General features: G+C 68.8%; 14 protein-coding genes. 10 read left to right on the forward strand and 4 right to left on the reverse strand.

All coding sequences use genetic code 11. From position 1 onward, the window contains the following. Nucleotides 1-9: 9 nt before the first annotated feature. From BLV57_RS06645 to BLV57_RS06665, 5 genes are read left to right on the forward strand one after another with little or no spacing between them, the layout of a single operon-like run. Nucleotides 10-732, forward strand: a complete 723-nt coding sequence (locus BLV57_RS06645) for a nucleotidyltransferase family protein (RefSeq protein ID WP_091287612.1) — start codon at nt 10-12, stop codon at nt 730-732. Then, nucleotides 729-1,613: an NAD-dependent epimerase/dehydratase family protein gene (locus BLV57_RS06650; protein ID WP_091287613.1), complete on the forward strand. Its 885-nt coding sequence runs from the start codon at nt 729-731 to the stop codon at nt 1,611-1,613. The genes BLV57_RS06645 and BLV57_RS06650 overlap by 4 nt, the downstream gene beginning before the upstream one ends. Nucleotides 1,614-1,627: 14 nt before the next feature. After that, entirely contained in the window at nt 1,628-2,488 is an 861-nt protein-coding gene (locus BLV57_RS06655) for a glycoside hydrolase family 191 protein (RefSeq protein ID WP_245757179.1), read from the forward strand. A gap of 34 nt (nt 2,489-2,522) precedes the next feature. Continuing rightward, a complete protein-coding gene (locus BLV57_RS06660; RefSeq protein ID WP_245757180.1) occupies nt 2,523-3,833 on the forward strand; it encodes a nucleotide sugar dehydrogenase in 1,311 nt (436 codons plus the stop codon). Next, entirely contained in the window at nt 3,830-4,768 is a 939-nt protein-coding gene (locus BLV57_RS06665; protein WP_091287615.1) for an NAD-dependent epimerase/dehydratase family protein, read from the forward strand. Before BLV57_RS06660 ends, BLV57_RS06665 begins: the two co-directional genes overlap by 4 nt. Nucleotides 4,769-4,818: 50 nt before the next feature. Here the strand turns inward: BLV57_RS06665 and BLV57_RS06670 are convergent, their stop codons facing one another. The 3 genes from BLV57_RS06670 to BLV57_RS06680 form a co-directional block, all read right to left on the reverse strand. Next, nucleotides 4,819-5,238 (reverse strand): nuclear transport factor 2 family protein, encoded by a 420-nt coding sequence (locus BLV57_RS06670; protein WP_091287616.1) that lies wholly within the window; start codon nt 5,236-5,238, stop codon nt 4,819-4,821. A gap of 100 nt (nt 5,239-5,338) precedes the next feature. Further along, nucleotides 5,339-6,178: an undecaprenyl-diphosphate phosphatase gene (locus tag BLV57_RS06675; protein WP_091287617.1), complete on the reverse strand. Its 840-nt coding sequence runs from the start codon at nt 6,176-6,178 to the stop codon at nt 5,339-5,341. A 1-nt stretch (nt 6,179) separates the two neighbouring features. Beyond that, nucleotides 6,180-7,217 (reverse strand): LLM class F420-dependent oxidoreductase, encoded by a 1,038-nt coding sequence (locus BLV57_RS06680; protein WP_091287926.1) that lies wholly within the window; start codon nt 7,215-7,217, stop codon nt 6,180-6,182. Between the two features lie 87 nt (nt 7,218-7,304). Between BLV57_RS06680 and BLV57_RS06685 the strand changes: the two genes are divergently transcribed. The 3 genes from BLV57_RS06685 to BLV57_RS06695 are packed head-to-tail and all read left to right on the forward strand — an operon-like array spanning nt 7,305 to nt 9,568. Then, a complete protein-coding gene (locus BLV57_RS06685) occupies nt 7,305-8,261 on the forward strand; it encodes an aldo/keto reductase (RefSeq protein ID WP_176968511.1) in 957 nt (318 codons plus the stop codon). Nucleotides 8,262-8,312: 51 nt separating this feature from the next. After that, nucleotides 8,313-9,350 (forward strand): YncE family protein, encoded by a 1,038-nt coding sequence (locus BLV57_RS06690; protein WP_091287618.1) that lies wholly within the window; start codon nt 8,313-8,315, stop codon nt 9,348-9,350. Next, nucleotides 9,347-9,568, forward strand: a complete 222-nt coding sequence (locus BLV57_RS06695) for a DUF5703 family protein (RefSeq protein WP_091287619.1) — start codon at nt 9,347-9,349, stop codon at nt 9,566-9,568. The genes BLV57_RS06690 and BLV57_RS06695 overlap by 4 nt, the downstream gene beginning before the upstream one ends. A 52-nt stretch (nt 9,569-9,620) precedes the next feature. Here BLV57_RS06695 and BLV57_RS06700 read toward each other — a convergent pair whose 3' ends face one another. Continuing rightward, nucleotides 9,621-10,943 (reverse strand): M20/M25/M40 family metallo-hydrolase, encoded by a 1,323-nt coding sequence (locus tag BLV57_RS06700; protein ID WP_091287620.1) that lies wholly within the window; start codon nt 10,941-10,943, stop codon nt 9,621-9,623. A gap of 50 nt (nt 10,944-10,993) precedes the next feature. Between BLV57_RS06700 and BLV57_RS06705 the strand changes: the two genes are divergently transcribed. Together BLV57_RS06705 and BLV57_RS06710 are read left to right on the forward strand one after the other, a co-directional pair. Beyond that, complete coding sequence (locus tag BLV57_RS06705; protein ID WP_091287621.1) at nt 10,994-11,344, forward strand: RNA-binding S4 domain-containing protein; 351 nt, start codon at nt 10,994-10,996, stop codon at nt 11,342-11,344. A 65-nt stretch (nt 11,345-11,409) separates the two neighbouring features. After that, nucleotides 11,410-11,658 (forward strand): hypothetical protein, encoded by a 249-nt coding sequence (locus BLV57_RS06710; RefSeq protein WP_091287622.1) that lies wholly within the window; start codon nt 11,410-11,412, stop codon nt 11,656-11,658. Nucleotides 11,659-11,664: the final 6 nt, after the last annotated feature.

Genomic DNA, 11,664 nt, shown 5'->3' on the forward strand with positions numbered 1-11,664 from the left:
CACCATCAGATGCACGCGGTGATACTCGCCGGTGGCCGAGGAGTGCGCTTGCGGCCCTACACCACGGCATTGCCGAAGCCGCTCGTCCCGATCGGCGAGGAATACGCGATCCTCGACATCATCCTGCAGCAACTCCGGTCGTACGGGTTCGACCAGGCGACGCTCGCGATCGGGCATCTGGGTTCGCTGATCCAGGCGTTCGTCGGCGACGGCTCGAAGTGGGGCATCAGAGTGGACTACGCGGAGGAGGAGACCCCGCTGTCCACGATCGGCCCCATCCTGAACTTCCTCGACCGGCTGCCGGAGGACTTCCTCGTGATGAACGGGGACGTGCTCACCGACCTGGACTACCTCGCGCTGCTCGAACACCACCGGCAAGCCAAGGCCCCGCTGACCGTCGCCACTTACCAAAGACAGGTGAAGATCGACTTCGGGACACTCGAGACCTCGGACGGCCGGATCACCAGCTTCGTCGAAAAGCCGACGCTGGCGTACGGCGTGAGCATGGGCGTCTACGCGATGTCCCGCAAGACACTCGCGCCGTATCCGCGCAATGTCCCCTTCGGACTCGACGACCTCGTGCTCGATCTGCTCGCCCGCGGTGATCTGCCCTGCTCGTACGACTTCGGCGGCTACTGGCTCGACATCGGCCGCCCCGACGACTACGACGAAGCCAACGCCAGCTTCGAGAAGCTGCGCTCGGTGCTGCTGCCCTCCGGAGAAGCCCAGTGAAGCGCATCCTGCTGTTCGGCGCGTCCGGGTTCCTCGGGCGCGCGGTGGTGTCCGCGTTCACCGGGAACGCGAATCTCGTGTGCGCGGGCCGCGGCGCCCGCGACGAACCGGGCTGGATCAAGCACGACCTGGAGCACGACTCGCTGGAGTCCGTGCTCCGGCAGGTCCGCCCGGACGCCGTGGTCAACTGCACAGGCAGGCTCGACGGGACGACAGCCGAACTGGTCTCGGCGAACGTGCTCGCGACCGCCAGGCTGCTCGACGCGGTGTCCTCTTCGGACATCCGGCTGGTCACGCTGGGGTCGGCTGGCGAGTACGGCGCGGTGCCGGTCGGTCATCCGGTCGCCGAGGACGCGCCGGCCGAGCCGGTCGCGGCGTACGGGGTGACCAAGCTGGCGGCGACCCGGCTCGTCCAGTCCGCTGTGGACAGTGGGGTCGACGCGGTGTCGTTGCGGGTGTTCAACCCGATCGGCGCCGGGATGCCCGCGGGGACCGTGCTCGGGAGGGCGGCGGCCCGTATCCGCGAGGCTCGGATCTCCGGGCAGGACTTCATCGAACTCGGGCCGCTCGACGCTTACCGTGACTTCGTCGATGTGCGGGACGTGGCCTCGGCGATCGCGGCCGCCGCGCTGTCGGCCGAACTCAAGGAGCCGGTGCTGAACGTGGGCAGCGGGACGGCCGTCCGCACCCGCGACGCGGTCGCATTACTCGCGGAGGTCGCGGGGTTCACCGGACCGGTCCGCGAGGCAGGCGCCGCGCAGGCCCGCTCCGGCGCGGTGAACTGGATCGCCGCGGACGTGTCGCGGGCCAAGCTCGCTTTGGGCTGGACGCCGCGGTACTCACTGGAGGACTCGATTCACGCGATCTGGCATGAGGAGTGATCAGGCTTTTCGGTGTGCTTCTCGTCGCGCTCATCGGGATATCGGCGTGTTCGTCGGCAGAGAAACCGGTTTCGAGCGGCGGATTCGTCTATCAGCTTCAAGGCTATGCGAGCGGACGGCTCGACGAGGTCGCGGCCGCCCCGTTCCGGATGGCCGTGATCGATTTGGCGAGGGATGCTTCCGGCGCTTATTTCACAGCTGACGAGGTCGCCTTGGTCAAGAACTCAGGAAAGAAGGTGCTCGCCTATTTCGAGATCGGCGCGATCGAGAACTTCCGGCCCGAATACGCGGCCGTGAAGGACAGCTCGCTCATGCTCAACGAATGGCCGAGCTGGCCCGGTGAATTCTTCGTGCGCTACTGGGAAGAGCGATGGTGGGACACCGTGGTCCGGCCACGGGTCGACCGCGCGCTCGCGGCCGGGTTCGACGGCGTCTACCTCGACACTCCCCTTGCCTACGAAGAGATCGAGCTGCGCCGGGTACCCGCACTGACCCGCGACGAACTCGGCACGCGGATGGCCGCGCTGATCGTGCGCATCAGTTCTTACGCCAAGCGGGTGAAATCCGGCTTCTCGATCTTCCCGCAGAACAATCCCGAGTTACAAAAATACCCGGGCTTCGCCGACGCGATCGACGGAATCGGCATGGAGGAACTCTTCTTCCAGGCCACCGACCAGCCATGTACCGCAGATTTCTGCGCCGAGAACCTCCAGGGGGCCAGAGAATTACGTAAAGCAGGCAAGACCGTGCTGGCGATCGACTACGCGAACCAGCCCGAAAACATCGCTAACGCTTGCCGTCGCTACCGCGACGAAGGTTTCGAAGGATACGTCACCGTGCGCGCTCTCGATCGCATCAGCGCGCCCTGCAAGTGACTTATTCCCCAATCCGCGCTAAGAGGAGCAGGAAGTGGCAGAGGCGTCACCGGAATTGCGCAAGATCGGCATCATCGGAATGGGCTACGTCGGCCTCACCCTGGCCGCGGCGATGGCCAAGCGCGGGTACGAGGTGCACGGCGTGGACACCCAGCCCGACGTCGTCGACTCACTCAACCGCGGCAAGCCGCACATCTTCGAGCCCGGCGTCGAGGAGGCATTCGCCACGCTCGTCGGCGAACGGATCTTCGTCGGCTCGGAACTGCCGGAGAGCGGCGTCGACGCGGCCGTGATCTCCGTGTCCACCCCGGTCAACCTCGACACCCACGAGCCCTACCTCGGCAATCTCGCCGCCGCGGCCGAGCACGTCGCCAAGCGCTGCTCCCCCGAGACGCTCGTGGTCGTGCGCAGCACGGTCCCCGTCGGCGCGAGCCGCAAGGTCGTGCTGCCCGCGCTGGTCGACGCCTGGGGTTCGGCGCGCCTGGTGATGGCGCCCGAGCGCACGATCCAAGGCCAGGCGCTGCGTGAGCTCGTCGAGCTTCCGCAGGTCGTCGGCGGCCTCGACGAAGAGAGCCTGCAGCTGGGGCTCGCGATGTTCGGCGGACTGTCGGCGCAGCTGGTGCCAGTGTCCACTTTGGAGACCGCCGAGCTGGTCAAGCTCACCAACAACTGCCACACCGACGTGATCTACTCGTTCGGCAACGAGGTCGCCCGGCTCACCCAGCGCTTCGGCCTCGACCCACTGGAAGTCATCCGCGCGACCAACCTCGACTACCCGAGGCCCGACATCGCCAAGCCCGGCTACGTCGGCGGCGGCTGCCTGTCCAAGGACCCGTACATCATGCTCGCCGCGGGCTCGTCGGCCGGGTACGCTCCCCCGCTGATCAGCGCGGCGCGCACGGTCAACGAGAAGACGCCGGTCCATGTGGCCGAGCGCGTGGTCGAGCTGATGGGCAGCGGCAAGACGCTCACCGTGCTCGGCTGGGCGTACAAGGGCTGGCCTCCCACCGACGACATGCGCGGCACGCCGATCGCCTCGATGATGCCGGTCTTCACCGAAGCCGGGATCACGGTCCTCGGCCACGACCCGCTGGTCGGCCCCGCGGTGATCAACCACCACGGCGGCGCCCCGGTCGACCTCGCCGAAGGTTTCGCCCAGGCGGACGCGGTGCTGATCATCACCGACCACCCCGAGTACCGGAAACTCGACGTCGACGGCCTCCTGGCCGGTTCGAACGTCAAGCTGCTCTTCGACTCGTGGCGCATCCTCGACGAGAAGAGCGTGACCACCCACGGAGTCCGCTACGCCGGACTCGGCTACGAACCGACCGGAGCGGCCCGATGAAGACCCTGATCCTCGGCGGCGCCGGCTTCATCGGCCTGCACCTGACCCGCCGCCTCCTCGCCGCGGGCCAAGAAGTGACCATTGTGGACGATTTCTCCCGCGGCAAGCGCGACCCGGAACTCGAGGCGCTCGGCGTGCCGGTGATCTCGGCCGACCTCACCGAGCCGTTGACGATCCCGACCGAATGGGACCACGTCTACATGCTCGCCGCGGTCGTCGGCGTCCGCAACGTCGAGGCCGACCCCGCCCGCGTGGTCCGCATCAACACCCTCGCGCTCATGAACACCCTCGACTGGATCCAGCCGGGTGCGAAGCTCTTCTTCGCGTCCACGAGCGAGGCGTACGCAGGCGGCGTGACGGCGGGCGTCGTCCCGGTGCCGACGGCGGAGGGCGTCCCACTGCTGATCGAGGACATCACGTCGCCCCGTTTCGCTTACGCGGTCAGCAAAATGCTCGGCGAAGCCGCGGTCGTCCACACCGCCCGCGCCAAGAAGGTCCCGTACGTCATCGGCCGCTTCCACAACGTCTACGGCCCCCGCATGGGCGCCGACCACGTGGTCCCGGAGCTGGCACTGCGCGCGATGGCCAAGGAGGACCCGTTCCGCGCCTTCGGCCAGGACCAGGCCCGCGCCTTCTGCTACGTCGACGACGCGACGGAGGCCATGCTCCAGCTGATGACCACGGACGCGGCCGTCAACCAGATCGTCCACATCGGCAACGACGAGGAGACCAACATCGGCGACCTCACGGCCCTGGTATTGAAGATGGCGGGCCACGACCCGGAACTCGACCGCGTCCCGGCCCCGCCCGGTTCGGTCGCCCGCCGCTGCCCGGACATCTCGAAACTCCGCTCCCTGACGGGCTTCGAGCCGACCGTGTCCTTGGCGGACGGCGTCCGCCGCACCTTCGACTGGTACCGCGACAACTGGAAGTAGTCGTGCGCGTTGCGGGCGGTTAGAACCGCCCGCAACGCGCACGAGCCCTTTCACACCGCCGTGAGGCTGCCCAGCATGCGGTGGCCCCGCGCGGTGTCCATGTACTCGCGGACACGATGGACCAAGCCGTCCTTGAGTTCGAAGACGAAGCAGTAGTCGTTGACGTAGTGGTTGCCGTTGGCCAGCGTGGCCGTCATGGTCTCCTCGACGACCACCCGGTCGCCATCGCCATGGAACCCATGGAAGGTCAGGCTGACGTCCCGCACGAATAGCCGGTGAAAGTCGACGGCGAGGAACTGGACGATCGCGGCCCTGCCGACCAGATGACTGGGCCCGCCCAACGCGATGGCCGTGGCGTTGCCTTCGGGCGCCAACCACTCGGCATCCGCGGTGAAGACAGCCGCGATCTCACCGGCGTCACGACTGGCGAAGGCTTTCCACGCGTTCTGAACAATGATGTTGCCCTGCATGACAGCAACCCTAGGCAGCCCTCCGCGCTCATGGCTGGCCGTTTTGCGACAACACCGGCGGCGTCATACGAGCCCAGCGGTATAGGGCGTTATACGCCACCTACAGCGCAGGGCCCGCGTTGGGGGCCAGCGCACCCGTCAGGATGAGCACGAAGAGCAGGATGCCGAGCGCGATCCGGTAGATCACGAACGGCAGGTAGCTCTTGGTCTTGATGAACGCCATCAGCCACGCGATCACCACGTACCCGACGCCGAACGCGACCAGCGTCGCCAGGATCGTCGGCCCCCACTGCGCGGGCACGCCGTCCTTGCCGATGTCGGTCAGCTTGTACAAACCGGACCCGAACACCGCGGGCACCGCGAGCAGGAACGCGTACTCGGTCGCCTCGGCGCGCGTGTACCCCAGGAACAGACCGGCACTGACCGTGCCGCCGGAGCGCGAGACACCGGGCACGATCGCCAAGGCCTGCGCGAAGCCGAAACCGAGGCCGTGCGGGACCGTCAGGTGATCGAGTTCGCGGTACTTCTTGCCGACGCGGTCGGCGATCATCAGGATCACGCCGAAGACGATCAGCATGGTCGCGGTGATGCGGAGATCGCGGAACGCGTGGTCGATGTCGTCCTGGAAGAGCAGGCCGAGGAACACGATCGGCAGCGAGCCGACGATGATCAGCCAGCCGAGCCGGGCGTCGGGGTGGCCGCGCCAGTCCTTTTTGTACAGAGAGAAGAACCAGGCCTGGATGACCTTGCCGATCTTCTTCGCGAAGTACAGGATGACCGCGAGTTCGGTGCCGATCTGGGTCACCGCGGTGAACGCCGCGCCCGGGTCGTCCCAGCCTGCCAGCGCCGCCGTGATGCGCAGGTGCGCACTCGACGAGATGGGCAGGAACTCGGTCAGGCCCTGCACCAGGCCGAGCACGAGTGCTTCGAACCAGCCCATGTCAGGCCACCCCCGCCAGCTCGAGCGCCTCGACGGCGGTGCGCAGCGCGGACGCCTGGTCCGCGACGCTCGGCGCGATGGTCAATGTGGTCACCCCGGCTTCGGCGAAGGCCTGCATGCGTTCGGCGATCCTTTCCTTCGGGCCGAGGAGCGCTGTCGCGTCGAGGAACTCGAGCGGCACCGCGGCCTGTGCGCCCGCGTAGTCCCTGGCCAGATACTTTTCCTGGACCTCGGCCGCCTCGGCTTCGAAACCCATGCGGCAGGCCAGCTGGTTGTAGAAGTTCTTCTCGCGGCTGCCCATCCCGCCGATGTACAGCGCGGCGTACCCGCGCACGTTGTCGGCGCACGCCTTCCAGTCGTCGCCGGGCACCAGCGGCACGGTCGGCGCGATGTCGAAGCCGTCGAGCGACCGGCCCGCCCGCTCGGCGCCCGCCCGCAGCGGCTTGAGCAGCTCGCCCGCGTGCTCGGGCGAGTAGAACACGGGCAGCCAGCCGTCGGCGATCTCACCGGTCAGTTCGAGGTTACGAGGACCGATCGCGGCGAGGTACACGGGGATGTGCTCGCGTACCGGGTGGACGGTCAGTGTGAGCGCTTTGCCTGGCCCGTCAGGTAAAGGCAGTGTGAAGTGGTCGCCTTCATAGCGCACACGCTCGCGCCGCAACGCCATCCGGACGACGTCGACGTACTCGCGCGTGCGGCCCAGCGGGGACGCGAACCGGACGCCGTGCCAGCCTTCGGACACCTGCGGGCCGGACACACCGAGCCCGAGCCGGAACCGGCCCGCCGAGAGCGTGTCGAGGGTGGCGGCCGTCATCGCGGTCATCGCCGGGGTCCTGGCGGGAATCTGCAGTACAGCGCTGCCGACGTCGATCTTTTCGGTCTGCGCCGCGATCCACGCGAGCACCGTCGGCGCGTCCGACCCGTACGCCTCGGCGACCCAGACCACCGAGTAGCCCAGCCGGTCGGCGTCCTTCGCGAGCGCCAGGTTCGACGCGTCGTTGCCCGCGCCCCAGTAACCGAGATTCAGTCCGATCCGCACGATCGCAGACACTAACGGGGGCGGTGTGCACGACACAGACGTGCCTTGGTCAAGGTGACGCGGGCACGGCGACTAGGCTCGGCGGTCGTGGAAAAGCGACAGCTCGGCCGCTCGGGACTCCGTGTCTCGCGCATGGGCCTCGGCACGATGACCTGGGGCGGCGAAACCGACGCCGAAGAGGCGGCCAGCCAGCTGGTCGCGTTCGTCGACGCGGGCGGCACGCTCGTGGACACCGCCGACATCTACCACGAGGGCGAGGGCGAGCGGATACTCGGCTCGCTGCTCGCGGACCTCGTGCCCCGTGACGACATCGTGCTGGCCACCAAGGCGGTCGCCCGGCGCGGCGACGGGCCGTTCGACGGCGGCGCCTCGCGCGGCGCGCTCCTGTCCGCTTTGGACGGTTCGCTGAAACGGCTCGGCGTCGACCACATCGACCTGTGGCAGCTGCACGCCTGGGATCCGGCCGTGCCGGTGCAGGAAACACTGTCCGCTGTGGACTACGCGATCACCAGCGGCAAGGTCCGCTACGCCGGCGTCTCCAACTACGCGGGCTGGCAGCTGGCCACCGTCGCCGCGAGCGGGCCGATCGTCTCCACCCAGGCCGAGTACTCCTTGGTCGAGCGCGGCATCGAGCGCGAGGTCGTGCCAGCCGCGGCGCACCACGGCGTCGGGCTGCTCCCCTGGGCCCCGCTCGGCCGCGGCGTGCTCACCGGCAAGTACCGCACCGGCACGCCCGCAGACTCGCGTGGCGCGTCCGCGACCTTCGCCGGGTACGTCGAGCAGCACCGCACCGAGCGCGCCGCCCGCATCGTCCAGGCCGTCGTCACGGCCGCCGACGGACTGGGGACGTCGCCGCTGGCGGTCGCGCTGGCCTGGGTCCGTGACCAGCCGGGTGTGGTCGCCCCGATCGTCGGGTCGCGCGACACCGGCCAGCTGACGGGCTCGCTGGCCGCCGAGGAGATCACCCTGCCGCCCGCGATCAAATCGGCGCTCGACGACGTCAGCGCCATCGAATTCGGATACCCGGAGCGTTGGCCCAGGTGACCGTTTGGTGACGCAGGGGTGACGGGACGGGTGAGTTAGAGGATGCTGGGAATGACTCTGCGTAGAGAATCGCCGGGAGGCTTGGTGCGTCTGCAGCTGGTGGTGATCGGCCTGGCAGGCGCGCTCGTGCTCACCGGCTGCTCCGGTGACGGCAAACCGAGCGACGACCTGCAGATCGTCGCCAACCCGGTGGCCGCAACCGCGCCGGTCTCCCCCGCCACCGCGGCCAAGCCGGCAGGCCGGGTGCTCCCGGCCGCCGGGGTGACGGCCATGGCGATGGACGCGTCCACGCGCACTCTGGTCGTGGCGCTCGCGGAACCGGCCTCGCTGCGGCTGTACAACCTCGACACGCCCGACGCGGCGCCGCGTGACGTGCCGCTGGCCGGTCCCGCCGAGCGCCTGACCATCACGGGCGGCCACGCGGTGGCCAGCATCCCGTCGAAGTCCCAGCTCGCCCGCGTCGCGCTTCCCACCGGGACGCTCGCCCCGCTCGAGGTCGCGGGTCAGCCCGCCGCCGGTCGCGAGGCCGGGAACCAGCTGCTGGTGGCCGTGCGTGACCGCAAGGCGCTCGACGTCTTCGACGGCGGCACGCTCACGAAGAGCATCAGCGGCAAGATCTACAGCGCCGACGACGTGATCACCACCACCGCCAATTCCACGGTCGTGCTCGACCGGCTGCGCACGGCCGTGTTCGCGGTCGACGTCGCGGCGGGCACGGTCGGAGAGGGCCTGCGTGCCGGTGACGGCGCCACTAACGCCACCGCGGACGGCTTCGGCCGGGTTCTGGTCACCGACACCCGCGACGGCGCGCTGCTCGCGTTCTCGACGAACCCGCTGCTGATGCGCCAGCGGTTCCCGGTGCCCGGTGGGATCTACGGGATTACCTACGACGCCAAGCGCAACCTCGCCTGGGTCACTCTCACGGAGCGGAACGAGGTCGTCGGTTTCGACGTCCGTGGCGGTGAACCGACCGAAAAGTACCGTTTCGCGACGGTCCGCCAGCCGAATTCGGTTACCGTCGACGAACAGACCGGCCAGGTCGCCGTCGGCTCGGCGACCGGGGAAGGGATCCAGGTGATCGCGCCATGAGTGTCGTAGACGAGGCGGTGGTCGAAGGGGATTGGGAGTATCGCCGGCTGCAGCTGCCACCCGGGATTTCCCGCCGGGCGGCAGCGATCCAGCTGGCGATCCACGCCGAGTTCGCAGGCTGGGAACTCTCGACCGTACGGCTTTATTCGGACGGCACGCGGCGGGTCCTGCTCCGCCGCAAGCACCGCCCCGGCCTGCTGCCCGGCCTGATCACCTGAGTCGTGAGTGTTTTGGCCGGTTAGAACCGGCCGTACCACTCACGACCCCCATTCACGAGGCCTGGAAGAAGCGGTCCAGCACCCGGACCCCGAACTTCAGCGCGTCGACCGGCACCCGCTCGTCCACGCCGTGGAAGAGCGCGGAGAAGTCCAGGTCGGCGGGCAGCTGCAGCGGCGCGAAGCCGAAGTTGCGGATCCCGAGCGTCTGGAACGCCTTCGCGTCGGTGCCGCCCGAGAGCATGTACGGCAGCGTCCGCGCACCGGGGTCCTCCGCGAGCACGGACGCGGTCATCGCGTCCACCAGCGCGCCGTCGAAGGTGGTCTCGACCGGCGGCAGCTCCATCCACTCCTTCTCGATGTCCGGCCCAAGGATCTCGTCGAGCTCCTTGTTGAACGCCTCGAGGCGCCCCGGCAGGATCCGGCAGTCCACCGCGGCCTCGGCGAACGACGGGATGACGTTCGACTTGTAGCCCGCGGTCAGCATGGTCGGGTTCGCCGTGTCGCGCAGTGTCGCGCCGATCATCCGCGAGATGTTGCCGAGCTTCGCGACGGCGCCGTCGATGTCGTCCTCGGGGAAGTCCCAGCCGGTGATCTCGGTGACGCCCGCCAGGAACTCCTTGACGGAATCGGTCAGCACCAACGGGAATCGGTGGTTGCCGAGCCGCGCGACGGCCTCGGAGAGCTTGGTGACCGCGTTGTCGCGGTGGATCATCGAGCCGTGCCCGGCGGTGCCGCGCACCCGCAGCTTCATCCAGCGGATGCCCTTTTCCGCGGTCTCGATCAGGTAAGCCCGGACGTTGTCCTTCAGCGTGATCGAGAAGCCGCCGACCTCGCTGATCGCCTCGGTGACGCCCTCGAACAGCTCCGGCCGGTTCTCGACCAGCCACTGCGCGCCGTACTGGCCCCCGGCCTCCTCGTCGGCCAGGAAGGCGAACACGAGGTCGCGCGGCGGCACGATGTCGTGCCGCTTGTAGTGCCGGGCCAGCGCCAGCGTCATGCCGACCATGTCCTTCATGTCGACCGCGCCGCGGCCCCAGACGTAGCCGTCCTGGATCGCGCCGGAGAACGGGTGCACCGACCATTCGGAGGCGTCGGCGGGCACGACGTCGAGGTGCCCGTGGATCAGCAGCGCGCCGCGGCCCGGATCGGCGCCGGCGAGCCTGGCGATCACGTTGTGGCGGTTCTTGCCCCCGGACTCGACGTAGGTGATCTCGTACCCGACCTCGGTGAGCTTCTCCGCGACGTACTCGGCGGCCTCCCGTTCGCCGACCAGCGTCGCGGGGTCCCCGGTGTTGGTGGTGTCGATGCGGATGAGCTCGCTGACGAGCGTGACGGCTTCGTCGGCGGCGGTTTCGATCAAGTTCGGTTCGGTCACGTGGCCATTCCTACCAGGTGCCAGTATGTAGAGCTGTGGAGTCCACTCGTGTGGACCGCTGGCTCTGGGCGGTCCGGCTGACCAAGACCCGACCCGACGCCGCGGTGGCCTGCCGCGGCGGGCACGTGCGCGTCAACGACAAACCGGCCAAGCCTGCGACGACCGTGGTGCCCGGCGACCAGATCCGGGCGCGGGTCAACGACGTCACCCGCATCATCGAGGTCGTCCGCGTGATCCAGAAACGCGTCGGCGCGGCCGACGCGGCCACCTGTTTCATCGACCGGACGCCGCCTCCGCCGAAGGAGATGGCGATCCCCGTCGCGAAGCGGGACCGGGGCGCGGGCAGGCCGACCAAGCGCGAGCGGCGGGTCATGGACCAGTTCCGGGCCGGCGGCGCCTGAGCGGATGAGAAAGCTCTCATCGAACCCTCATCGGGGACTCACGGGCGCCCGCGACGATCGAGTCCATGCCCACCAGGACAGCTGTGCTCGCGACCGGCTTGGCGGTGCTCGTCGTGGCCGTGCTCGGTGCGCTGGCCGTCACCGCGACCTCGGCGGGGTCGCCGCCTGACCTCGGGCCACCGGTCGTCGCGCCCGCACTGCACACCGGGACCGCCGACCGGGGCGCGCCCCCGGTGCCGGTACCACCACGGGTGGCCGGTGACGGCGACGACGTCGATGATGACCTTGATGACCTCGACGACTTCGATGACTGACCCGGT

Source organism: Amycolatopsis xylanica (genome assembly GCF_900107045.1).
Lineage (GTDB): Bacteria > Actinomycetota > Actinomycetes > Mycobacteriales > Pseudonocardiaceae > Amycolatopsis > Amycolatopsis xylanica.

Bases quoted from the DNA above. Each gene is read 5' to 3' on its own strand.
- BLV57_RS06645 (WP_091287612.1), top strand. From the start codon at position 10: ATGCACGCGGTGATACTCGCCGGTGGCCGAGGAGTGCGCTTGCGGCCC.
- BLV57_RS06665 (WP_091287615.1), top strand. From the start codon at position 3,830: ATGAAGACCCTGATCCTCGGCGGCGCCGGCTTCATCGGCCTGCACCTG.
- BLV57_RS06670 (WP_091287616.1), bottom strand. From the start codon at position 5,238: ATGCAGGGCAACATCATTGTTCAGAACGCGTGGAAAGCCTTCGCCAGT.
- BLV57_RS06675 (WP_091287617.1), bottom strand. From the start codon at position 6,178: ATGGGCTGGTTCGAAGCACTCGTGCTCGGCCTGGTGCAGGGCCTGACC.
- BLV57_RS06690 (WP_091287618.1), top strand. From the start codon at position 8,313: ATGACTCTGCGTAGAGAATCGCCGGGAGGCTTGGTGCGTCTGCAGCTG.
- BLV57_RS06695 (WP_091287619.1), top strand. From the start codon at position 9,347: ATGAGTGTCGTAGACGAGGCGGTGGTCGAAGGGGATTGGGAGTATCGC.
- BLV57_RS06710 (WP_091287622.1), top strand. From the start codon at position 11,410: ATGCCCACCAGGACAGCTGTGCTCGCGACCGGCTTGGCGGTGCTCGTC.